Genomic DNA, 18,896 nt, shown 5'->3' with positions numbered 1-18,896 from the left:
GGCCGGCAGGCGGCGCGTTAGCCTTTTGTCCACCATCGGCAGGCAAAACGGCACGAGGGACGTGTTTTTTCCGGGAATCAAAGCCATGACGAGAGCGCTTGCATCTACACTGCTCGCCGGAGCGCTGCTGCTCGCCCTGACGGGCTGCAACACGATTCAGGGCGTTGGCCGCGACATCACCCGCGTCGGCGAGTTCCTTGACGACATCACGCAATAATTGACGCGGTGAGACCAAAACGGCACGCCGGGCGTATAAGGATCGGGTATACTGGCCCGTGGCCGGTTGCGGCCCTTAAAATGGAGATATGGGAATGAAACGGATGATTATGGCAGCAGCCCTGTCCATGCTCGCTCTGGGTCTTTCGGCCTGCAATACCATTCAGGGTGTCGGCCGCGACATCACCCGCACTGGCGAGGCGCTTGAGGACATCACCAGCTGATCTCTGAGAGAATCGGCAACGGAGGGAGCCAAATTCCAGGTCGCGCGTTAACCCGTCACCACGGCATGAAATGCCGGATGAAGACAGGAGAATTCCGATGCGTGAGACCCTTCAGATTCTTAGCGTTGCCGTCATGATGTTCGCCCTCGCCGCCTGCAACACCGTGCAGGGTGCGGGACAAGACATCCAGCGGACCGGCGAAGCCATCGAGGACGCGGCGGACTAAAACCTGCGCCTCTGAGTTTTCTTGACCCTTGCGAACGAGGGCGGCCCCTGCCGGAGCCGCCCTTGTTTCTGTCTGGTCATCCGGCAAGTGCCTGCAACCTAGTCGCGGCGCATGAGCGGACGCACCGCAATGGTGAAGGACGTTGCGAAGAGCGCGATAATGACGCGCGCGATGATCGTGAAGAACACCAGCGTGAACTGCGGCTCACTCGTCCACTGGCGCAAGGCAGCGCGGTAGGTCGGCGGCAGATCGGTGCTGGTGATGAAGCGGTAGACGACGCCGGACGCGTCTTGCACCATAAGAAGCCATGAAGGCTGGAACAGCGCAAAACTCACCAGAAGGATCGGCGCAAGGATCGCGGATAGTGCCAGCGTCATCGACGCAGAAAACGGACGAAGAAACAGACGATTCATTTGGAGTGACTCCCTCAGCATCACCGGGCTGGCGGCAGTCATCCCCTCGTGCCGCCTATCAGCCCGCCTTACGCACCTTACCAAACATAAAAGAACCCGTCGCCTGCCAAGACAACGGGCCCTTTCAGATTGCTGCCCTTTTGGAGCTTTACTCGATCCGGGTAATGGTGATCTCCACCCCGTCAGCGCGCCACTCATCCGTCGTTACGCTCTCACCGACTTCGGACGGCTCGAACGGATTACAGAGCGACGATTCACCGATAATGATGCACAGCTCGCCATCTTCGTAGGTCCAGCGCCCCTCATTGCCCATGTCATTGGTAAAGCGGCCATCGGCATGGAAGGTGGAGGTGTAGCTGTAGCCTGACTCCGTTTCGGTGCTTTCATAAACCTGGCCCGCAGGACCGTCCGCCAGCGCGATGCCGGCCACCCCCATAGCCGCCACAAGGCCTGCTGCAAACATTTTCATGATGTCCTCCCCGACTGGTCTGTTTTTTTGCTGGCACGCCTCATGGCAAGCCATGAGGGTATGGTTAACGGGCCTGCGATGGAGTCAACCCAAAACCGGAAAATTGCGGCAAGGCGTACTGGTGCGAGTGTGCAACGCACGCTATAGACACCGCTAGCCAGTTTCGTGTGGTCCTTCACGGGCCCAGCAGAAGAAGAATGGAGCAGACCTCATGGCAGCCCTCATCGCCCTTGGCCTTTGCTTTGGCCTTTTCGCGCTTTTCAACCTGATCGAGTTCAAGCGCCTCGACTAGAGCCTGACGACCAGCCCCCGGCACCGGAGCGTCCATGTCCGCCACCCTCCTTGATGTCCTGCTGCTGGTCATCGGCATCATCATCATACTGTTTGGCGGCGACTATCTGGTGCGGGGCGCCACGGCGGTCGCCAAGCGCACGGGCGTGCCCTCCCTGCTGATCGGCCTGACCATCGTCGCGTTCGGCACGAGCGCGCCGGAAATGGTGGTCAGCGTTTTTGCCGCGCTTGCCGGCTCTCCAGGGCTGGCCGTTGGCAATATTGTCGGCTCGAATATCGCCAATGTATTCCTGGTGCTCGGTCTGCCCGCCCTGATTGCCGCCATGGGCACCACGGCCAAGGGCGTGCGCACGAATGCACTGATCGCACTGGCCGCCTCCTTGCTGTTCATCGCGCTGTGCTGGGACTGGGAAGCCAATGCGCCCGGTGCGCTCAGCCTGCTTGAAGGCGCCATACTGGCCGCGATGATCATCGCCTACATTGTCTATCTCGGCTTCGTGGCCATGGGATCACGCGAAGATCCAATGCTGGCCGAACTGACCGGCGTGGACTCCATGGAGGGCCTGCCCAAATCGGCGCTCGGGATCGGTTTCAGCCTGATCGTCGGCCTCGTCGCCCTGCCCATCGGGGCCAATCTGATTGTTGAAGGCGGCGCGAGCCTTGCCGTCACGCTCGGTGTCTCGGAGGCAGTGGTCGGACTGACCCTGCTGGCCATCGGCACCTCGCTGCCGGAGCTGGCGACCTCTGTCGTCGCGGCCGTGCGCCGTCAGGCCGACATGGCCATCGGCAATGTCATCGGCTCGAACATCTTCAACATCTTCGCCGTGGGCGGCATTACCGGGCTTGCTGCAGGCGGGTTCTCCGGCGGCGTGGCCATTGATCCCGGCTTCTTCCGGCTTGATCTCTGGGTGTTTCTCGCCAGCGCGATCTTCATCACCTTGCTGGTGTTCTCGCGCCGGCCACTCGGACGCATGACCGGGGCGGTCCTGCTGCTGGCCTATGGCGCCTATCTGGCTGCCCTGCTGTATTTCACGATGGGTATTGCCTGATCTGGCGTCAGCTGTCGGGGCCAATCTTGTAGTGCTGGCCGATGAGCATGACCGTGCCAAGGGCGCCGGCGATAACCAGACCGATCCCGGTCCATAATTCCCAGCCCATCAGAATGACGACGAGAAGGCCCACCAGCCCCAGATCAAAGGGAATCGCCCAGATAAAGAGCTGGCGGAAGCTGATGCCGGTTGAGGGCCTTTGTTCGTTAGCCATGACAGTTCAATACTCCGGTTCAGACTTGTAGGGCCAGCCCGGCGGCAGGTCGCCGGGCATCTGGCCGGGGAAGGCGGGGGAGCGCTTCTCCAGAAAACTCATCACGCCTTCGCGCGCGTCCTCGCTCATGCCACGGCGCAGGATCGCCCGGCTTTCCAGCCGGTGCGCTTCCATCGGGTGCGTGGCGGCGAGCATCTGCCAGGCCAGATGGCGGTTCATCGACACCGAAACAGGCGCTGCGGTTTCCACGATCAGGCGCGCGCGCTCATAGGCGCGCTCCAGCACCTTGTCAGCCGGCACCAGCTCGCTCACCAGCCCCTTTTCATGCGCTTCCTCGCTCAGAAAAGTGCGGCCCGTCAGACCCCAGTCCAGCGCGGTCTCGATTCCGACCACGCGCGGGAGGAACCAGCTGGCGCATCCATCCCAGGCGATGCCACGCTTGGTGAAGGGATAGGCCATCTTGGCGCCCTGAGCCGCAATGCGGATGTCCATGGGCAGGATCATGGTCGCGCCGATACCGACCGCCGAGCCATTAATGGCCGCGATCACCGGCTTGGCGCTGTTGAAGATGCGCAGGTTCAAAAGACCGCCAAAGTCGCGCCATTTGGGATCGGTCTCGTCGAGCGCGCCGCTGGCAACGGCCTGAGAGACCGCGTTAAACGTCTCCGCGCCCAGCGACAGGTCCGCGCCAGCGCAAAACGCCCTGCCCGCCCCGGTCACGATCACGCAGCGCACCTCGGCATCGGCATCGGCGGCGTCAAACGCTGCCGCCATCTCCTCACCCATCTCCCGGGTGAAAGCGTTCATCGCCTCCGGCCGGTTCAGCGTGATGAGCGCGATGTGATCCGCGACGGCATAGGTGATCGTTGAATAGCTCATTGTCCCTCCCCGGACGGCAATTTCCCGAAGGATGGGCGGCACACGCAGACCTGTAAAGCAGTGGCGCGGTCTAAACGTTGAACTTGAACAGCATCACATCGCCGTCCTGAACCACGTATTCCTTGCCTTCCTGGCGCAGCTTGCCAGCCTCACGCGCACCCGCCTCGCCATTCAGCGCAACATAATCGTCAAAGGCGATGGTTTCAGCCCGGATGAAGCCCTTTTCAAAATCGCCATGGATCACGCCCGCCGCACGCGGGGCTTTCCAGCCCTTGCGGATGGTCCAGGCGCGCGCCTCTTTCGGGCCGACAGTGAAATAGGTCTGCAGGTCCAGCAGGGTATAACCGGCATGGATGAGCCGGTTCAGGCCCGGTTCGGAAAGCCCCAGCGATTCCAGATATTCAGCGCGCTCGTCCGCGTCCAGCAGCGCGAGTTCAGCCTCGATCTTGGCAGAGATGGTGACGCAGACCGCGCCTTCTTCCGCAGCGCGCTTTTCCACCAGCTCGCTCATCGCATTGCCGGTGGCTGCGCTCTCTTCGTCCACATTGGCGATGAAGAGGACCGGCTTGGAGGTGAGAAGCTGGAGCATGCGCCATTCGCGGCGCTGATCCTCGGGCACCTCGGCAAAGCGGGCGGGCTGGCCCTCGCGCAGCTTTTCCAGCGCCAGATCGATGAGCGCCACTTGTGCTTTCGCATCCTTGTCGCCGGACTTGGCCTTCTTTTCCACGTTGGCGCGGCGCTTTTCGAGGCTTTCCATGTCGGCGAGCATCAGCTCGGTCTCGACCGTTTCGAAATCGGCGAGCGGATCGACCTTGCCGGCCACGTGCGTGACATCGTCATCGACAAAGCAGCGCAGCACGTAAACGACGGCGTCCACCTCGCGGATATTGGCCAGGAACTGGTTGCCAAGCCCCTCGCCCTGACTGGCGCCCTTCACCAGGCCTGCAATATCCACAAAGCTCATCCGGGCCGGAATGATATTGGCCGAACCGGCAATGCTGGCGAGCTTTTCAAGGCGCGGTTCAGGCACCGCGACATCGCCGACATTCGGCTCGATCGTGCAGAACGGATAGTTCGCCGCCTGCGCCGCCGCCGTCTGGGTGAGCGCGTTGAAAAGCGTCGATTTGCCTACGTTAGGCAGGCCGACAATACCGCATTTGAAGCCCATGGATGGCCCCTGTCTTCTGAAAGGATTTACGAAGCTGGCGTGGGGTTAGACGCGTGGGGGGCCAGCGTCAATGTGTGAGGGCGGTCAGCGCCCGCCGCAGGGAAACTCGTCTCCGCCAGCGAGGAGAAGCCCCCAGCTGGCGCGAACGCCGTCGAAGACCGGCTGCACCGCCTGAAAAGCCTCCGCCTCTGCCTCCAGCGTCAGCATGATGTCGGCGCCGCAGCGCGTGGTAGCGACACCCGTCCAGCGCCGGCCTGCATCACCGCCCGTATAGGAGAGGGCTTCCACATCACCAGCCTGTTGGCGGTCAGAGACGCTTGATCCTGTCACTACCAGCGGCACACGGACATGGGCGCCGCGCCGGAATCCCGGCCCATCGAGACGCAGGATCAGCGCATCAAGCGTGTCATCGGGCAGGCCCGGCACACCGGATGGCTCCACCGCCACCGCGAAGGCCTCAATGCGGGCGTCCAGCGTATCGTGGAGCAATGCGATGCCTGATCCGTCCTCCAGCGGCAGATACCGCCAGCCTGCAGGCAGGGTAAGGGCGAAACCTCCCGCCTCATGGATGTAGGGCAGCGCCCGTTCGGGCACGGCGCCCGGCTCCACGGCCGGCGCGGGCTGAAGCGTGAGGGCGAGGATGATCGCAGCAAGGCTCATGGGCGCAGTCTAGCGCCGCGAAGGCGCGCGACAAAGCGTGTTACTCGTCCGCGGTGCCCGGAGCGGGGGCAAGATGGGTGACGCGGGTCTGGAAGGCATCAAACTCTCCGCCTGCCAATAGCGGGAAGCTGCGGGCGATGGCATCGGTCAGCGCGTCGAACCAGACGGCATCGGCTTTTGGAAAATCGGAGAGCACATAGTTGGTGACCATGTTCTTGTCGCCGGGATGACCAATGCCGATACGCCCGCGCCGGAAGTCCGGGCCGATATGGGCGGCAATCGAGCGGATGCCATTATTGCCACCATGCCCGCCGCCAGCCTTCAGGCGGAATTTGCCGGGCGCGAGATCGAGCTCGTCATGGAAAACCGTCACCGCCTCCGGGCCGACGCGGTAGAAATCGGCTGCCGCGCGCACGGCGAGGCCGGAATTGTTGTAATAAGTCAGAGGCTTCATCAGCAGGGTCTTTTTCGGCCCGGCAATCGTCTGGACCAGGCCTTCGCTGATCGCAGCCTGAAACTTTTCCCGCCACGGCCCGAAGCCGTGCGTGGACGCAATTCCGTCAAGCGTCATGAAGCCCGCATTATGGCGGTTTTTCAGATATTTGCTTTCGGGATTGCCCAGACCGGCAATGATCAGCATGTCATGCCCCTTGCGAGCCTGTCCGGCACGGGCCGGTCATGAAAAAGGCGGCTGCAGGTCATCCCGCGCCGCCTTTTAAAGGTATAAGGCGCCCGGCCGCACGCAGCGGCCAGCGCAAAGGCGACTAGTCCTCGTCGCCCTCGTCCTCAGCAGCGCCCGTATCGGCATCTTCGCCCTCGACACTGTCTTCGATGACAGCGCGCGAGCCTTGCAGCGTCGCGATGGTGAAGTCGCGATTGGTGATCACCGGCTTCACACCCTCAGGCAGCTTAACGCTGGAGATGTGGATGGAATCGCCGATGTCATAGCCGGAAAGGTCGACCACGATCTCGGTCGGGATGTTGCCGGCCTTGCAGCGCACTTCGATGTCGTGGCGGACAATGTTGAGAACGCCGCCGCGCTTGATGCCCGGAGCCTTCTCGTCATTGATGAAGTGAACCGGCACGTTCAGCGTGATGACGGAGTTTTCTTCCACACGGTAGAAATCGATATGGATCGGCTCGTCGGTAACGGGATGGAACTGGATGTCGCGCGCGATGACGGGCTGACGCTCGCCCTTGTGCTCGATATCGACCATGTTGGCGATCAGCTTGCCCGTATTGATGGCTTTCACCAGCTCGTTGCGCTTGACGCTGATCGACACAGCGCCGCGCGGACCACCGTAAAGGACACCGGGAACCAGGCCGGAGCGGCGCGATTCACGGGCGCCACCGGTGCCGGTGCGATCACGCAACTCAACGGAAACAACAATATCACTCATGGGGTCCGGTCCCTGTGGTAAATTCTGGTTTCAAACGCGTTCGCCGCCTGGAAGCGGGCGGCGCTCAAGCGAGCGCGGGCTATTAGCCGGTTTTTGCACGCCGTGCAACAGGGCGCAGTGAGTCTTGTTGGCTCTGCCCTCTTGCTGGCAACCGCTAGTCAAACAGCTTGGAGACGCTTTCTTCGTTGGCGATACGCCGGATGGCCTCGGCCAGAAGCGGCGCGATGGAGACGGCGCGCACCTTGGCACAGACTGCGGCCTTGTCGGTAACATCAATGGAATCGGTCACCACCAGCTCCTTGAGCACCGAATCCGTGATCCGGCTGGTGGCCTTGCCCGAGAGCACGCCGTGCGTGATGTAGGCAGACACCTCGGCAGCGCCATGGTCCTTCAGGGCGGCAGCGGCATTGCAGAGCGTGCCGCCACTATCGATGATGTCATCAAAGATGATGCAGCGGCGGCCGTCGACATCACCGATAATATTCATCACCTCGCTCTCGCCCGCCTTGGGGCGGCGCTTGTCGACAATGGCAATGTCGGCGCCCAGGCGCTGGGCGAGCGCGCGGGCGCGCACCACGCCGCCAACATCCGGCGAGACGATCATCAGGTCTGATGCATCGTAATGCCTGCGGATGTCCTGCTCGAAGACCGGCGTGGTGAAGAGATTATCCGTCGGAATGTCGAAAAAGCCCTGTATCTGGCCGGCATGCAGATCCAGCGTCAGCACGCGGTCTGCACCCGCCTTGGCGATCAGGTTGGCGACCAGCTTGGCCGTGATCGGCGTGCGTCCGCCGGTTTTGCGATCCTGTCTTGCATAGCCGAAATAGGGGATGACCGCCGTGATCCGCCGGGCGCTGGCGCGCTTGAGCGCGTCCATGCAGATCAGCAGCTCCATGAGGTGGTCATTGGCGGGCTTGGAGGTCGACTGGATGAGGAAAACGTCCTCGCCGCGCATGTTCTCCTCGATGCGCACGAAGAGCTCGCCATCGGCGAAGGTTTCGATCTCGACATTGGACAGCGGAGCGTCGAGATAATTGGCGATTGCCTTGGCCAGAGGCCGGTTGGCGTTGCCGCTCATCAGTTTCATCGAAAGCTTCCCCTCGCGCTGGCCGTGATGGGCGCGCTCATAGCAGACAGTTGGGCGTATCGAAAGCGCCGCAGCCGTGTTTGTACACCGCAGGCCATATCCCGTACACGGATTATCCGGCGAGGGGCGGGGCGGGCAGGCCCGGCGCGCTGATGACGATGACCTTGAACAGTTCACCCATCTCGTCTGGCGCGGTCAGGCGGTGAAGCTGGCGGGCGATTGTACCGCGCTGGTCAGGCCGGGATGCAGCCAGCGCCGCGGCGCGCTGCTCCATGCCCAGACCCTTGAGGAACGCGCCCTGCTCCACCGGACCATAGACATCCAGCGCCGCGGCACGGGCGCGCTGCGCCAGCGTGCCAAAATCCACCCGCGCGGTCAGGTCCGCCGTGCCGGGCGCATCCAGCGGGTCCACTTTCTGGTGCTCACGTATCGCCTGCAGCGTATCGCCCGGCTCGGACACGGCCGGTCCGTAATCGATGAACAGGGCATGGCCGGGATGGTCTGAGTAACGCGCAGCCAGCGCATCAATCACCTGCGCATCACCGGGGCGCAGCTCGGCCAGCGTGCCGTCCGGGCTGTCGCGCAAAGCCTCAGGGATGAAGGGATCATCCTCAGCGATTACCGGCCCGGTGACGAAGGCGAAGCGGCTCTCATCATCAGGGTGCAGCGTCACGCAGCGTTCCCGCCACTGGCCCTCCACCCGCACGGCCTGCCGCACAGGCAGGCAGTCGAGAAACTCATTACCGAAAATGATGGCCGGGCCTGCCGGAATGGTTTCAAGGCTTCTGGCCCAGCCCACCGGCACACCCGCCCTCGCCAGCGTCTGGCCTTGCACCATTTTCAGCGCGGCGCTGGCCTCGACCAGGCTGACTTTCAGGGCATCGGCAAAGCCCGGCACAGCCCGCGCAGCGCGCAGCATGTCGGCCATCATCGTGCCCTTGCCGGGGCCCAGCTCGGCCAGAACAAGGCTCTCCGGGCTGCCCATGTCCTGCCAGCATTGCGCCGCCCACAGGCCCAGAAGCTCGCCGAACATCTGGCTGATCTCCGGAGCGGTCACGAAGTCCGCCCCCGCCCCGATAGGGTCGCGCGTGGCATAGTAGCCTGCCATCGGGTCGAAGAGCGCCTCCATCATGAAGACAGAGACCGGCAATGGCCCTTGCGAGGCCATGCGCGCGCGCAAATTCGATGCTATGCGCGCCGCCGGGTTGAACTCGTCCGCGTCAGTCACCGCTAGCCCGCTTTGGACCGGGACTTCTTGCGCTCAGGGCGCACCTCGCCCGGCACGGAGGCAGGCGGCGCCTTGAGCGAACGCCAGATCAGGTACGCTCCGGCAGCGATCATCGGCACGCACAAGAGCATACCCATGGTGACATATCCCTGCAGCGCCTCTGGCATATGCCGGTCCGGCTCGCGGAATATCTCCACGAACGCGCGGAATACGCCATAACCGGCAAGGAACACGCCGGTGACGAGACCTGGCCGCGACAGGGCGCGGAAACGCCAGATCAGGAAGGCGATGAGCGCCAGCAGAACCGCGCCCTCAAGGAAGGCCTCGTAAAGCTGACTGGGATGGCGCAGCGCACACAGCGGATCATCGGCAAAGCGCATTGCCCAGGGCAGGTCGGGTGCCGGACGGCCCCACAGCTCGCCATTGATGAAATTGGCCAGACGTCCCAGCAGAAGGCCGATGGGCGTCGCCGCCGCGACGGCATCAGACACGTTCAGCAGCGGAATCTTCCACAGCCGCGCGGTGATTATCATGGCCAGCATGACGCCGATCAGGCCACCGTGGAAGCTCATCCCGCCTTCGGTGATGCCGGTTATGACCCAAAGCGGGCGCTCCCAGAGCGCGCTTGTCTGGTAGAAGAGGACATAGCCGAAGCGGCCGCCGACAATGACGCCGACCATCACCCACAGCATCAGCTCCTCGACATAGGCCCGGTCCATCGGCGCAGCCTTCGGGCTGGCATGTGTGGTCCACAGGCGCGGCCGGGCGATCAGCTTGAGAACGTAAAACAGGCCGAGGAAGAAGCCGGCAATGTAGGCCAGCGCATACCAGCGCAGCGCAAACGGGCCGATCTCGAAGATGACGGGATCAATCAGGTCGAAACTCGCGGGGCACGGGGCCATGTGGCGTATCGTCTCCAGAGCGGCGTTAACGGTGAAATCTGCGAGGCGGACATTGCGTTGGACGGGCCGAAAGGCCTATATCCTGACCTCTATACCAGCAAGGACCGTCTTGTCATGCAGACGCGCAACCCCGTTTTCACTGATCTGGCTGATCTGATGACCGATGCCTTCGGCGCAGCGCGCGCGGCGGGCGATGAGGCGCGCTCGGTTTTCCGGGCGCAGGCCGAACGCGTGGCCGCTGACATGGATCTCGCTTCGGGCGAGGAAGTGCGCGCCTTGCAGGCAATCATCGCCCGGCAGGGCGAGGAAATCGAATCACTTAAAGCCCGTCTGACGGCGCTGGAGGGCAAAAAGCCTGCTCCCTCGCGCGCTGCGGCGGCTTCGAAGCGCAAGCCCGCTTCGAAAAAGGCTTCCAGCTGAACGGCTTAAATTCAAACCCCTTGCACACCGTTGCACACTCTCCCCGGAGCGGCTTACCGTCGCAGCAAGGGACGAGGCCGGCATGTGCTCTGAGGGAGGCGCAATGATGGATCTGCATACCGAAACCTACATTCAGACAATCGATCCGCTGGAAAGCGTGGAGCAGGCGGTCATCGCCGAGCAATACGCCTATGAGCGCGATGATACCGAGCTGCACATGGCTGTACCCGGTGAGTGGCGTGACCATCAGGTCTGGTTCGCCTGGCGCCCGGAGCTGGATGTGATGCATGTCTGTGCCAGCCTTGAGCTGAAAACGCCGCAGGCACGCTTTCGCGAGGTCTGCGAGCTTGTCACCCGCCTCAATGAGCGCCTCTGGCTTGGCCATTTCGACGTCTGGGCCGAAGACGGTTCGGTTGTATTCCGCCACGCCCTGTCGCTGGCTGGCGGAGAGACGGTAAGCCCGGCGCAGGCGGCAGCCCTGATTGTGGCTGCCCGGGAGGCCGGCGAACGGCTCTATCCGGCTTTCCACTACCTCGTCTGGGGGGGCAAGAGCGTCGAGGAGGCTGTCGCCGCCGCGATGTTTGACACGGCCGGGGAGGCCTGAAGGTCAAGCCCATGTCTGCCAGCAACGAACGTACAGGCAAGGTCGCACTTATCGGTGCAGGCCGGATGGGGCTGGCTTTGGCCGCAGGCTGGCTGCGCGCGCGCCGGGGCGGGCTGGATTGCGATACGCTGATCATCGTCGAGCCAAACCCGTCAGAAGAGCTCAATGCGCTCGCTGGCAAATACGCCATCAAGGTCATGCCCACGCTGACCAAGGCCGCCGCCACAGGTCTCGACCGCGTGGTGCTGGCCGTAAAGCCGCAGGTGCTGCCAGCTTTGGGGGAAGACCTCGCCGGAAAACTGCCCCGCGATGCGCTGATTATCTCCATCCTCGCCGGAGCGGGGCTGATCGGTCTGGGGCGCCTGTTTCCCGGCCATCCCATCGTGCGCGCCATGCCCAATACACCAGGTTCCATCGGCAAGGGCATTTCCGTCGCGATTTCCAATATCGAAGCCGACCCGCCCCATTTCCGCGCCGCTGCCGACGCGCTCCTGAAAGTGCTGGGCAGCGTGGAATGGGTTGAAGACGAGCGCATGATGGATGCGGTGACGGCCGTGTCCGGTTCCGGCCCGGCCTATGTTTTCCTGATGTGCGAAGCGCTCGCGCGGGCGGGAGAAGCCGAAGGCCTTCCCACAGAGCTGGCCGAGAAACTCGCCGTCGCCACGGTGGCCGGTGCCGGCGCGTTGCTGGAAGACGGCCATAAGCGCAAGACAGCGGACGCGGCAGCCTTGCGGCGTGCCGTTACGTCACCGGGCGGCACCACGCAGGCCGCTCTGGACGTGATGATGGCCGGTGGCGGCCTGCCCATGCTGGTGCGTAACGCCGTATCCGCCGCCGAGCGCCAGTCACGCAAGCTCGGCAGTGCGCTCTAGGGCCGCTAGGCCGGTATCCACAAAACCGCCTTCAGCCCGCCCAGCCCGCTGTGCTCCAGAAACACATCGCCGCCATGGGCACGTGCTGCATCGCGCGCGATCGCCAGCCCCAGCCCGACACCTGTCGTATTGCTGTTACGCGCGGGGTCCAGACGGCTGAAGGGCCGGAAGGCCTCCTCGTAAAGCTCTGGCGGAATGCCCGGACCGTCATCCTCGACGCGGAATTCGATCCGGCCACCGGTATCGACCAGTGACAGGCTGACCGTATTGCCGTGCGCGGCGGCGTTATTGACGAGGTTGGAAACCGCTCTGTTCAGAGTGCCGGGACGCACCTCGCGGGTCAGGACATCCGGCACGTCCAGCGAAATCACGCAGCCCGAACGCCCGGCCTTTGCCGCCAGCGAGCGGCAGAGCTCAGCCAGATCGGTGTGTGCGCTTTCTTCGCCGCTCTGCCCGCGCGCAAAGGCCAGATACTCATCGAGCGCCATTTCCATCTCGGCGATGTCCTGGATCGCTGCCTCGCGATCAGGCCCGGCCGGCATCATGGCGAGCTGCAGGCGCAGGCGCGTCAGCGGCGTACGCAGATCATGGCTGACACCTGCCAGAAGGGCCGTTCTCTGCTCGACATAGCGCACCAGGCGTTCGCGCATATCGATGAAGGCGGTCGCGGCCAGGCGCACCTCTCGCGCGCCAGCGGGGCGGAAACCGGCTGTGTCCTGCCCGCGCCCGAACGCCTCGGCGGCGGCGGCAAGGCGCTGGATGGGTTTGGCCTGATTACGGATGAAGATGATGGATACCGCGCTGAGAAGCGTGGAGGCACCAACGATCCACAAGATGAAGATATGGCCCGTGGTGGCGAAAGCCCGCTCTCGCGATGCAATGAAACGCAAGACGCCTGCATCCACCTGCACGCGTATATCGACATATTCAGGATAGCGCGTGGTGTCGAACCAGAACTCGTTGTCCAGCCGCGCGGTCAACGCCCGGCGCAAGGAGCGGTCGAGCGCCCGGAAAAAGGCCGTGCGCCGGCTGGTCGGCAACACATCGCCCTCCCGCAGATCCACCGACAGGCCGACGGTCTCGAAGGCAAGGTTGGCAATAGGATCAACCGATTCCGGACCGGAGCGTTCGACCAGGGCAGTCACCAGTGCGACGTCACCAGCCACACTTTCAGACAGGCGCGCCGTGACTGTCTGCCAGTGCTCCTCGAAAAAGGACCAGGTGACGGCCACCTGCATGATCGCCACCGGCAGGACGATGATCAGCAGAGAGCGGCCGAACAGGCTCGTCGGCAGATAGCGCTTGAATGCAAGCCTCATGGACGCGTGCTCACTTTCCCGCCGGGGCCTCGAATACCGGCTCGGCCACCAGCTTATAGCCTTCACCGCGCACCGTCTGGAGGAAAACAGGATTTTTCGGATCATCCTCGATCTTGCGGCGCAGGCGCGTCATCTGCACGTCAATCGCACGCTCCCCTGCGCCGCCCGCCGCCCGCTCGGACAGCAGGAAACGGTCGACAGGCTCTCCGGGCGACTGGGCAAGGGCTGTCAGCAAGGCCGCCTCGCCGCCGGTCAGGCGCACACGCGCCTCGCCCTGCAGGAGCTGGCCGGTTTCCAGCTCGAATATCCAGCTGCCGAAGCGAACGCGCCTTGCCCCCAGCTTCTTGGGGATCATGCGGCGCAGAATTGCCTGCACGCGCAAGATCAGCTCCTCAGGCTCGAAAGGCTTGGCCAGATAGTCGTCGGCGCCCAGTGACAGGCCCTTGATCCGGTCTTCGGGTTCGCCGCGCGCGGTCAAAAGCAGGATCGGGCAATCATGGGCCTCGCGCACGGCACGCGTCAGTTCAAATCCGTCCATGCCGGGCATCATCACATCCAGGATGAGCAGGTCAAAGGCGAGCGAGCGCAACATCGACAATGCCTTGTCCGCATTCGGGGCGGAGGACACGCGAAAGCCCCGCTCACGCAGGAAGCGGCTCAGGAGCGTGCGGATACGGTCATCATCATCGACGACGAGTATATGGGTTTCAGGCGGCAGTCCGGTCATCCTCGCTCCGCTATGTCAGCAAAGTCAGTGCCGAGGATGGACCGAATTGCCCGGCCTACAAAGTGGCAGGATGTTACGCAGCATTTCAGCCCGCTTCACGCCGCGCGGATGCGCTCCAGGAAGCGCGACACATCTCCGCGCAGCCGTTCGGCCTGATTGCCGAGCTCTGCGGCCGCACTCACCACCGCGCCGGCAGAATTGCTGGTTTCCTGAGCGCCGCAGAGCACTTCGGTGATGGTCTGCGAGACCATGCCGGAGCTTTCTGCAGACTGGTTGGTATTGCGCTCGATTTCGGCTGTGGCCGCGCTCTGCTCTTCGACCGCCGCCGAGATGGAGGCCGACACGCCCGTCACCTGCTCAATCGAACCGGACACAGCCTCGATCGCCTTCACCGCCGTGTTGACGACGGACTGGACATTGGCGATCTGGCTGGAAATCTCTTCTGTGGCATTTGCGGTCTGCGCCGCGAGCGATTTTACCTCGCTCGCCACCACGGCAAACCCCTTGCCGGCTTCGCCCGCACGGGCGGCTTCAATCGTGGCGTTCAGCGCCAGCAAATTGGTCTGCTCGGCCACTGTCTCGATCAGGCTGACAATCGTACCAATACGTTCTGCGGCGGACGACAGCTCGGCCATAGTCTCCGCAGTGCGCCGCGCCTCTTCGCGCGCCTGTGACGACGCGCCTGCAGCCTCGCTGGCACGCTCGGATATTTCGCCAATGGCACGGGTGAGCTCGCCGGCTGCCTGAGCCACCGTGCGAGCCGATACGCTGGCTTCCTCGGAGGCGGCCGCTACGCTGGAGGACCGTTCGGTAGTCCCTTCAGCCGTCTGCGCCATCGCCTTTGCCGTCGTTGACAGTTCTTCAGACGCAGCCGCGACCGATGACACAATGGAAGAGATCGTCTTTTCAAATTCACCCGCGAGCGCGTTGCGCTCCTCAGCCTTGGCGCGTGCTGCGCAGGCATCGATGGTGGACATGCACAGATCCATATCGAGCATGGCCGCCTTGACCAGCGTGTCGAGCGCTACTGCGAGCTCGCCATCGTTACCAAAGCGCTGCAGAAAATTGCGGCTTGCATTGGCCTTGTGGATGATCGCCTTGACCATTCCACCGACAATCTTGGCGTAACCGCCAAAATACCAGGCGGGTTTCAGGCCAAGCCGGGCGTGGGTCTCGCCAATGCGCTGAACGGACTGGAGATAATCGGCACCGTATTGCGCGTCACAGATGCGCAGCCAGTGTTCAAGCTGCTTCTGGCGGGCATGGCTGCGCATCTCCGCGCTCTTGAACATCGCATCGACTTCGGGGTGCTTGGAAATGTCGAGATAGAACTGGTCGAGAATCGCCGGCAGCTCGGCCGCGACAAGCGGCTTCAGGCTGCGCAGACGCGCACGGTCCGACTCGGTGAAGCTGAGAAAATCAAAACGCTCGGAAAGTTGTGAGTCGGTCATCGAAGCGGCTCCTTGTCCGCGCGCATAAGCATATGCACATCACCGTTCTCACGATGCGGTTAATGAAGAGTTTCAGATGCATATCGCTGAAATGCTACCTTTGATTGCCATTCTTTAGCGCTGTGCGCAAATAGGGTATCGCACTCCAGACGGTAAGTGCCGCGCATAGCCAGACCCCGCCAACCCAGATGTAGAACCAGTCTCTTACCTCCGTGAAACCGGCCGCCACAAGCATGAAGGGTAGCGCGACTACAATCATGGTCAGGGCCGTCTTGGCCTTGGCATCACTGGTAACCGTATAGGCGCCCCCGGCGCGCGGCGGCCCCGCCAGACGCAGCCCCGTGACGATGATGTCGCGCAGCAGGATGATACCGACCGGAACAGCCAGCGCCGGATTGCCTCCGGCGATAAAAGTGTAGGCCACCAGATAGGCGCCGGTCAGCACCTTGTCGGCTATGGGATCAAGCAGGGCGCCCAGTGAGCTGGTTGCGCTGAAACGCCGCGCCAGCCAGCCATCCAGCCAGTCCGTAAGGGCTGCCACCAGGAAGATCAGCCCGGAGAGGACCGCATAGAAAACCGCCGTCTCCTCCAGCGCCGCGCCTGCGCTTTGCAGGAGCAGCCAGGCGCCGGCAATGCCGCCAACGCCGCGCAGCACGGTGATCAGATTGGGGATATGGCGCAGCATGGCCTGTCTCCTAACCCTGCTCGTGAAAATGGTCGTAGATCTTGCGGGCGAGCGCTTTTGAAACGCCTTCGACAGCCTCAAGATCGGCAAGGTTCGCCCGTGAAACCGCCCTTGCCGACCCGAAATGCTTCAGAAGCGCGGCACGGCGCGAGGCACCGATCCCGGCAATGTCGTTGAGCGGATTGTCCTTGATCGCCCGGCTGCGCGCAGCGCGGTGGCCAGTGATCGCAAAGCGGTGCGCCTCGTCGCGCAGGCGTTGCAGATAGTAGAGCACCGGATCATTGGCTGGCAGACGGAAGGGCGCCCTGCCCGGCATGTAGAAATCTTCGCGGCCCGCATTCCTGTCCGGTCCCTTGGCGACAGCGGCGAGCGGGATGTCGCTCATGCCCAGCTCTTCCATCACGGCCATCGCGGCGGAGAGCTGGCCCTTGCCGCCATCTATCAGAACAAGGCCCGGCACCGGCGCGCCCTCTTCGCGCTCTTTTGCCAGCCGGGAGAAGCGCCGCCGCAACATGGCGGCCATCATGGCAAAATCATCGTTGGTGGCCGCATCCCCGCCCTTCATGTTGAAGCGGCGGTACTGGGATTTCTCCAGCCCCTCCGGCCCTGCCACGATCATCGCGCCGAGCGCATTGGAGCCCTGAATGTGGGAGTTGTCGTAGACCTCGATCCGATCGGGCCGGGTTTCGAGCGAAAAGACACGCGCCACGCCGTCCAGAAGCTGGGCCTGACTTTTGGACTCCGCCAGCGTGCGCCCCAGCGCCTCGCGCGCATTCGTCATCGCCTGATCGACCAGCTGGGTTTTGGTGCCCCGCCGGGGCTTGCGTATTTCAACCGCGTGCCCCGCCCTTAAAGACAGAGCGTCGGCCAGCAACTCTCCCTGTTCGGGTTCATGGGACACCAGCAGCAAGGCTGGCGCAGGCTTATCCTCGTAAAATTGCGCGATGAAAGCGCCCAGCACGTCTTCAGGCCCCGCCTCGGCATCATGGCGCGGATAGAAGGCGCGGTTGCCCCAGTTCTGGCCCGCCCGGAAGAAGAAGACCTGCACACAGCTTTTGCTGCCCTCCTGATGGACGGCGATGACATCGGCTTCCTCGATGCCCTCCGGGTTGATGCCCTGGCTGGTGGTAACGGCGGCGATCGCGCGCAGCCGGTCGCGCAGGCGCGCGGCGCGCTCAAAGTCCAGCGCCTCTGCAGCCTCTTCCATCTCGGCCTGCAAGCGTTCACGTAACGCACCCGAACGGCCGCGCAGAAACTCGCGCGCCTCGCCCACCAGCTCCTCATAGCGTTCCGGCGCGATCAGATCGACGCAAGGGCCGGCGCAGCGCTTGATCTGGTAGAGCATGCAGGGGCGCGAACGCGCCTCGAACACGCTGTCGGTGCAGGTGCGCAACAGGAACGCTTTTTGCAGCGTGTTGAGCGTGTGATTGACCGCCCCGGCAGAGGCGAAGGGGCCGAAATAATCGCCCTTCATCTTGCGCGCACCGCGATGCTTGGTCAGCTGGGCCGATGCATGATCAGTGCGGATGAGGATGTAGGGGAAGGATTTGTCGTCGCGAAGGATGATGTTGAAGCGGGGCTTCAGCCGCTTGATGAGATTGGCTTCCAGCAGCAGAGCCTCGGTCTCGGTCGCTGTGACGACAAATTCCATGCTGGCCGTCAGCGCGATCATCAGCGCTATGCGGTTATTGTGCCCGCCGGACTTGGCGTAGTTCGACACGCGCGATTTCAGCTGGCGGGCCTTGCCCACATAGAGCACCTCGCCGTCCGCGCCATACATGCGGTAGACGCCGGGCTTCATCGGCAGGCGCTTGACGTAGTCGGCAATCACCTCCGGCCCGGAACGCGCAGACGCCTCGCTGGCGCGGCCAGGCGCGTCAGGCGTGTCTGCAGGCGGTGTCCGGGGCTTCTGTGCGCGGGCCATGAGGGAAAGATAGGCCGTCTTGCGCGTGGCGTCAGCGCCAGCGCTCATAGCTGACGCCGACAGAAGCGGCATCATCGAGCGCGGTCAGCTTGTCGATTCTAAGGGCGATACGCACAATGCGCGGTTCGGCAAACATGGTATCGGCCAATGCCTGCGCCAGATCTTCGAGCAATTCGTGATGCTGGCGGCCCACCACCTGGCGCACGGTTTCTGCCAGCGCGGCATAATTCACCGCATGGCCCAGATCGGCGCCGGGATGCGCAGCCTCACTGGCCACTTCGGCCTCAAGGCTGACGGTGATCGGCTGCTTGCGGCCGTGCTCGCTGGCATAGACGCCCACTTCCGCGTCCAGACGCAGGCCTTCCACGCGCACGCTCAGACGCTCCCCGCTCGCGGCAGGCTCTGCGCGTGCAGCAAGGGCTGCATCAGCGTTGGCAGGCGTCAGTTTCATGCCGGAAATCCTGTTTG

25 protein-coding genes are annotated in these 18,896 nt (G+C 63.3%); 7 read left to right on the top strand and 18 right to left on the bottom strand.

Translation table 11 applies throughout. From position 1 onward, the window contains the following. Positions 1–85: 85 nt before the first annotated feature. From X907_RS02230 to X907_RS02220, 3 genes are all read left to right on the top strand, one after another. Complete coding sequence (locus tag X907_RS02230) at positions 86–217, top strand: entericidin EcnAB (RefSeq protein ID WP_127565432.1); 132 nt, start codon at positions 86–88, stop codon at positions 215–217. Positions 218–311: 94 nt separating this feature from the next. Next, positions 312–440: an entericidin A/B family lipoprotein gene (locus X907_RS02225; RefSeq protein WP_127565431.1), complete on the top strand. Its 129-nt coding sequence runs from the start codon at positions 312–314 to the stop codon at positions 438–440. Positions 441–537: 97 nt separating this feature from the next. Next, on the top strand, positions 538–666 hold the full coding sequence (locus tag X907_RS02220) for an entericidin A/B family lipoprotein (RefSeq protein ID WP_127565430.1): 129 nt from the start codon (positions 538–540) through the stop codon (positions 664–666). A 98-nt stretch (positions 667–764) separates the two neighbouring features. Here X907_RS02220 and X907_RS02215 read toward each other — a convergent pair whose 3' ends face one another. The 3 genes from X907_RS02215 to X907_RS14400 form a co-directional block, all read right to left on the bottom strand. Further along, the gene (locus tag X907_RS02215; RefSeq protein WP_127565429.1) at positions 765–1,079 is read right to left on the bottom strand and encodes a hypothetical protein; all 315 of its coding nucleotides are present in this window, start codon (positions 1,077–1,079) and stop codon (positions 765–767) included. Between the two features lie 148 nt (positions 1,080–1,227). Next, positions 1,228–1,548, bottom strand: a complete 321-nt coding sequence (locus tag X907_RS02210) for a hypothetical protein (RefSeq protein WP_127565428.1) — start codon at positions 1,546–1,548, stop codon at positions 1,228–1,230. A 175-nt stretch (positions 1,549–1,723) separates the two neighbouring features. After that, on the bottom strand, positions 1,724–1,876 hold the full coding sequence (locus tag X907_RS14400; RefSeq protein WP_170175425.1) for a hypothetical protein: 153 nt from the start codon (positions 1,874–1,876) through the stop codon (positions 1,724–1,726). Between X907_RS14400 and X907_RS02205 the strand changes: the two genes are divergently transcribed. Further along, a complete protein-coding gene (locus X907_RS02205; RefSeq protein WP_127565427.1) occupies positions 1,875–2,888 on the top strand; it encodes a calcium/sodium antiporter in 1,014 nt (337 codons plus the stop codon). The two genes, X907_RS14400 and X907_RS02205, sit on opposite strands and share 2 nt — an antisense overlap. A 7-nt stretch (positions 2,889–2,895) precedes the next feature. Here X907_RS02205 and X907_RS02200 read toward each other — a convergent pair whose 3' ends face one another. The 9 genes from X907_RS02200 to lgt form a co-directional block, all read right to left on the bottom strand. Further along, complete coding sequence (locus X907_RS02200; protein ID WP_127565426.1) at positions 2,896–3,102, bottom strand: hypothetical protein; 207 nt, start codon at positions 3,100–3,102, stop codon at positions 2,896–2,898. Positions 3,103–3,108: 6 nt separating this feature from the next. After that, the gene (locus X907_RS02195) at positions 3,109–3,981 is read right to left on the bottom strand and encodes an enoyl-CoA hydratase-related protein (RefSeq protein ID WP_127565425.1); all 873 of its coding nucleotides are present in this window, start codon (positions 3,979–3,981) and stop codon (positions 3,109–3,111) included. A 70-nt stretch (positions 3,982–4,051) separates the two neighbouring features. After that, a complete protein-coding gene (ychF, locus tag X907_RS02190) occupies positions 4,052–5,149 on the bottom strand; it encodes a redox-regulated ATPase YchF (protein WP_127565424.1) in 1,098 nt (365 codons plus the stop codon). An 84-nt stretch (positions 5,150–5,233) separates the two neighbouring features. Then, the gene (locus X907_RS02185; RefSeq protein ID WP_127565423.1) at positions 5,234–5,809 is read right to left on the bottom strand and encodes a hypothetical protein; all 576 of its coding nucleotides are present in this window, start codon (positions 5,807–5,809) and stop codon (positions 5,234–5,236) included. A 40-nt stretch (positions 5,810–5,849) separates the two neighbouring features. After that, positions 5,850–6,449, bottom strand: coding sequence for an aminoacyl-tRNA hydrolase (gene pth / locus X907_RS02180; RefSeq protein ID WP_127565422.1), 600 nt, complete (start codon positions 6,447–6,449; stop codon positions 5,850–5,852). A gap of 124 nt (positions 6,450–6,573) precedes the next feature. Next, positions 6,574–7,209 (bottom strand): 50S ribosomal protein L25/general stress protein Ctc, encoded by a 636-nt coding sequence (locus X907_RS02175; protein WP_127565421.1) that lies wholly within the window; start codon positions 7,207–7,209, stop codon positions 6,574–6,576. 154 nt (positions 7,210–7,363) lie between these two features. Continuing rightward, complete coding sequence (locus tag X907_RS02170; protein WP_127565420.1) at positions 7,364–8,296, bottom strand: ribose-phosphate pyrophosphokinase; 933 nt, start codon at positions 8,294–8,296, stop codon at positions 7,364–7,366. 112 nt (positions 8,297–8,408) lie between these two features. Beyond that, the gene (locus X907_RS02165; protein WP_233352488.1) at positions 8,409–9,524 is read right to left on the bottom strand and encodes a class I SAM-dependent methyltransferase; all 1,116 of its coding nucleotides are present in this window, start codon (positions 9,522–9,524) and stop codon (positions 8,409–8,411) included. A 2-nt stretch (positions 9,525–9,526) separates the two neighbouring features. Beyond that, complete coding sequence (lgt, locus tag X907_RS02160; RefSeq protein ID WP_127565419.1) at positions 9,527–10,426, bottom strand: prolipoprotein diacylglyceryl transferase; 900 nt, start codon at positions 10,424–10,426, stop codon at positions 9,527–9,529. Here lgt and X907_RS02155 point away from each other — a divergent pair, their 5' ends adjacent. The 3 genes from X907_RS02155 to proC all read left to right on the top strand — a co-directional run bounded on the left by X907_RS02155 (position 10,427) and on the right by proC (position 12,322). Then, positions 10,427–10,846, top strand: a complete 420-nt coding sequence (locus X907_RS02155; protein ID WP_233352487.1) for an accessory factor UbiK family protein — start codon at positions 10,427–10,429, stop codon at positions 10,844–10,846. 103 nt (positions 10,847–10,949) lie between these two features. Continuing rightward, the gene (locus X907_RS02150) at positions 10,950–11,450 is read left to right on the top strand and encodes a type III secretion system chaperone family protein (protein WP_233352486.1); all 501 of its coding nucleotides are present in this window, start codon (positions 10,950–10,952) and stop codon (positions 11,448–11,450) included. A gap of 11 nt (positions 11,451–11,461) precedes the next feature. Next, the gene (proC, locus tag X907_RS02145) at positions 11,462–12,322 is read left to right on the top strand and encodes a pyrroline-5-carboxylate reductase (RefSeq protein ID WP_127565418.1); all 861 of its coding nucleotides are present in this window, start codon (positions 11,462–11,464) and stop codon (positions 12,320–12,322) included. 5 nt (positions 12,323–12,327) lie between these two features. Here proC and X907_RS02140 read toward each other — a convergent pair whose 3' ends face one another. The 6 genes from X907_RS02140 to folB all read right to left on the bottom strand — a co-directional run bounded on the left by X907_RS02140 (position 12,328) and on the right by folB (position 18,879). After that, positions 12,328–13,641 (bottom strand): ATP-binding protein, encoded by a 1,314-nt coding sequence (locus X907_RS02140; protein WP_127565417.1) that lies wholly within the window; start codon positions 13,639–13,641, stop codon positions 12,328–12,330. Positions 13,642–13,651: 10 nt separating this feature from the next. Next, a complete protein-coding gene (locus X907_RS02135; RefSeq protein WP_127565416.1) occupies positions 13,652–14,368 on the bottom strand; it encodes a response regulator in 717 nt (238 codons plus the stop codon). 95 nt (positions 14,369–14,463) lie between these two features. Then, positions 14,464–15,819 (bottom strand): globin-coupled sensor protein, encoded by a 1,356-nt coding sequence (locus X907_RS02130; RefSeq protein WP_127565415.1) that lies wholly within the window; start codon positions 15,817–15,819, stop codon positions 14,464–14,466. Between the two features lie 94 nt (positions 15,820–15,913). Continuing rightward, positions 15,914–16,504, bottom strand: a complete 591-nt coding sequence (locus tag X907_RS02125) for a CDP-alcohol phosphatidyltransferase family protein (RefSeq protein ID WP_127565414.1) — start codon at positions 16,502–16,504, stop codon at positions 15,914–15,916. 10 nt (positions 16,505–16,514) lie between these two features. After that, positions 16,515–18,428 carry an excinuclease ABC subunit UvrC gene (uvrC, locus tag X907_RS02120; RefSeq protein WP_127569250.1) on the bottom strand — a complete coding sequence of 638 codons (1,914 nt, stop codon included), beginning with the start codon at positions 18,426–18,428 and terminating at the stop codon, positions 16,515–16,517. A gap of 31 nt (positions 18,429–18,459) precedes the next feature. Further along, positions 18,460–18,879, bottom strand: a complete 420-nt coding sequence (gene folB, locus X907_RS02115) for a dihydroneopterin aldolase (protein ID WP_127565413.1) — start codon at positions 18,877–18,879, stop codon at positions 18,460–18,462. Between the last annotated feature and the right edge of the window lie 17 nt (positions 18,880–18,896).

It is taken from the genome of Glycocaulis alkaliphilus (assembly GCF_004000605.1).
In the GTDB taxonomy this organism is placed as follows: Bacteria; Pseudomonadota; Alphaproteobacteria; order Caulobacterales; family Maricaulaceae; genus Glycocaulis; species Glycocaulis alkaliphilus.
Note: the sequence above shows the minus strand (reverse complement) of the source record. Positions and strands in the feature narration are given on the sequence as shown.

Excerpts from the sequence above, each read along its gene's own strand:
- X907_RS02230 (WP_127565432.1), top strand. The coding sequence starts at position 86 with ATGACGAGAGCGCTTGCATCTACACTGCTCGCCGGAGCGCTGCTGCTC.
- X907_RS02225 (WP_127565431.1), top strand. The coding sequence starts at position 312 with ATGAAACGGATGATTATGGCAGCAGCCCTGTCCATGCTCGCTCTGGGT.
- X907_RS02220 (WP_127565430.1), top strand. The coding sequence starts at position 538 with ATGCGTGAGACCCTTCAGATTCTTAGCGTTGCCGTCATGATGTTCGCC.
- X907_RS02215 (WP_127565429.1), bottom strand. The coding sequence starts at position 1,079 with ATGAATCGTCTGTTTCTTCGTCCGTTTTCTGCGTCGATGACGCTGGCA.
- X907_RS02210 (WP_127565428.1), bottom strand. The coding sequence starts at position 1,548 with ATGAAAATGTTTGCAGCAGGCCTTGTGGCGGCTATGGGGGTGGCCGGC.
- X907_RS02205 (WP_127565427.1), top strand. The coding sequence starts at position 1,875 with ATGTCCGCCACCCTCCTTGATGTCCTGCTGCTGGTCATCGGCATCATC.
- X907_RS14400 (WP_170175425.1), bottom strand. The coding sequence starts at position 1,876 with ATGGACGCTCCGGTGCCGGGGGCTGGTCGTCAGGCTCTAGTCGAGGCG.
- X907_RS02200 (WP_127565426.1), bottom strand. The coding sequence starts at position 3,102 with ATGGCTAACGAACAAAGGCCCTCAACCGGCATCAGCTTCCGCCAGCTC.
- X907_RS02195 (WP_127565425.1), bottom strand. The coding sequence starts at position 3,981 with ATGAGCTATTCAACGATCACCTATGCCGTCGCGGATCACATCGCGCTC.
- ychF (WP_127565424.1), bottom strand. The coding sequence starts at position 5,149 with ATGGGCTTCAAATGCGGTATTGTCGGCCTGCCTAACGTAGGCAAATCG.
- X907_RS02185 (WP_127565423.1), bottom strand. The coding sequence starts at position 5,809 with ATGAGCCTTGCTGCGATCATCCTCGCCCTCACGCTTCAGCCCGCGCCG.
- pth (WP_127565422.1), bottom strand. The coding sequence starts at position 6,449 with ATGCTGATCATTGCCGGTCTGGGCAATCCCGAAAGCAAATATCTGAAA.
- X907_RS02175 (WP_127565421.1), bottom strand. The coding sequence starts at position 7,209 with ATGAGTGATATTGTTGTTTCCGTTGAGTTGCGTGATCGCACCGGCACC.
- X907_RS02170 (WP_127565420.1), bottom strand. The coding sequence starts at position 8,296 with ATGAAACTGATGAGCGGCAACGCCAACCGGCCTCTGGCCAAGGCAATC.
- lgt (WP_127565419.1), bottom strand. The coding sequence starts at position 10,426 with ATGGCCCCGTGCCCCGCGAGTTTCGACCTGATTGATCCCGTCATCTTC.
- X907_RS02150 (WP_233352486.1), top strand. The coding sequence starts at position 10,950 with ATGATGGATCTGCATACCGAAACCTACATTCAGACAATCGATCCGCTG.
- proC (WP_127565418.1), top strand. The coding sequence starts at position 11,462 with ATGTCTGCCAGCAACGAACGTACAGGCAAGGTCGCACTTATCGGTGCA.
- X907_RS02140 (WP_127565417.1), bottom strand. The coding sequence starts at position 13,641 with ATGAGGCTTGCATTCAAGCGCTATCTGCCGACGAGCCTGTTCGGCCGC.
- X907_RS02135 (WP_127565416.1), bottom strand. The coding sequence starts at position 14,368 with ATGACCGGACTGCCGCCTGAAACCCATATACTCGTCGTCGATGATGAT.
- X907_RS02130 (WP_127565415.1), bottom strand. The coding sequence starts at position 15,819 with ATGACCGACTCACAACTTTCCGAGCGTTTTGATTTTCTCAGCTTCACC.
- X907_RS02125 (WP_127565414.1), bottom strand. The coding sequence starts at position 16,504 with ATGCTGCGCCATATCCCCAATCTGATCACCGTGCTGCGCGGCGTTGGC.
- uvrC (WP_127569250.1), bottom strand. The coding sequence starts at position 18,428 with ATGGCCCGCGCACAGAAGCCCCGGACACCGCCTGCAGACACGCCTGAC.
- folB (WP_127565413.1), bottom strand. The coding sequence starts at position 18,879 with ATGAAACTGACGCCTGCCAACGCTGATGCAGCCCTTGCTGCACGCGCA.